This window comes from Nocardioides acrostichi, assembly GCF_015319165.1.
Lineage (GTDB): Bacteria > Actinomycetota > Actinomycetes > Propionibacteriales > Nocardioidaceae > Nocardioides > Nocardioides acrostichi.
Genome location: NZ_JADIVZ010000028.1, coordinates 1 through 1,398 on the forward strand (window position 1 = coordinate 1; position 1,398 = coordinate 1,398).

The window sequence follows — 1,398 nt, forward strand, 5'->3', positions numbered from 1 at the left end:
GACAGAGCCCCGTTGGGTGGTGGGCTTTGAGGTGGTCCTCGGTGCCCTACTCGCCGCTGTTGATGGCGGCACGGTGTTCAGTATCCATGGTGTCGGCGAGCAGGGCCATGGACTCCTCGGATAGATAGCGGCGGTCGCCGGCGATCCATTCGTCGTGCATGTCGATGAGGATCGCGCCGACGAGGCGGACGACGGCGGCGGCGTTGGGGAAGATCCCCACGACGCGGCTGCGGCGCTTGATCTCCTTGTTGACTCGCTCGAGCGGGTTGGTCGACCAGATCTTGCGCCAGTGAGCCTTGGGGAAGCCAGTGAAGGCGAGCACCTCGGCCTTCGCGGCGTCCATTAGTGGCCCGACCTTCGGGAACGAGCCGGCGAGCTGGTCACGGACCTCGTCCCAGGCCGTCGAGACAGCTTCGGGGTCGGGTTGGGCGAAGATCGTGCGGAACACCGCAGCGACCATGTCGGCGTGCGTCTTCGGCACGTGCGCGAGCAGGTTGCGGGCGAAGTGGACTCGACACCGCTGGTGCGCGGAGCCCTGGAAGGCGCGCTTGAGCGCGGCCACGAGCCCGGAGTGCTGATCGCTGATGACCAGCTGCACTCCGCCCAGCCCGCGTTGCTTGAGGCTGAGCAGGAAGGCACGCCAGAACGTCTCGTCCTCGCTGTCGCCGACGTCGAGTCCCAGCACCTCGCGGGAACCGTCAGCGGCGATACCGGTGGCGACCACGACGGCCATCGAGACGACCTGGCCGCCCTTGCCAGGCTTGTTACGCACGTGCAGGTAGGTCGCATCGAGGTAGACGTAGGGGAACGCGGTGTGGTCCAGCGCGCGGGTGCGGAAGGCACCCACGGACTCATCGAGCTGCTCGCAGATCCTCGAGACCTCGGACTTGCTGATCCCAGAATCGGCGCCCAGCGCGACCACGAGGTCGTCGACGCTGCGCGTGGAGATGCCGTGGACGTAGGCCTCCATCACCACCGCATACAGCGCCTGATCGATCCGTCGCCGCGGCTCGAGGATCGAGGGGAAGAACGAGCCCTTGCGCAGCTTGGGGATCCGGACCTCGATGTCGCCGGCCTTGGTGGCCAGCAGCTTGGGACGGGTGCCGTTGCGTTCGGTGACACGCTCGTCGGTGCGCTCGTAGCGCTCGGCGCCGACCGCGCCGGTTGCCTCGAACTCGACGAGCTCTTGGAGCACGGTGCGGACCGACTCGCGGATCATGTCGACACCATCGCCGGTGCGGAACGCCTCGAGAAGCTCGGACAGGGCAGACTGGGACAAGGCCATCGGTGGTTCTCCTTCAGTGCGTGACTTGGTCGTTTCACACCGAAGATTCCGCCGATGGCCGCCTACTTCACGCCACCACGCCGGTCCTCAAACCCCACCACTCCACGGGACTC

Annotated in this window: 1 protein-coding gene; it reads right to left on the reverse strand. The window is 66.8% G+C overall.

What is annotated here, in order from left to right; genetic code table 11:
• Nucleotides 1-46: 46 nt before the first annotated feature.
• Nucleotides 47-1,285 (reverse strand): IS256 family transposase, encoded by a 1,239-nt coding sequence (locus ISG29_RS20395; RefSeq protein WP_194505288.1) that lies wholly within the window; start codon nt 1,283-1,285, stop codon nt 47-49.
• Between the last annotated feature and the right edge of the window lie 113 nt (nt 1,286-1,398).

Coding starts and splice junctions, on each gene's coding strand:
- ISG29_RS20395 (WP_194505288.1), bottom strand. CDS start 1,285: ATGGCCTTGTCCCAGTCTGCCCTGTCCGAGCTTCTCGAGGCGTTCCGC.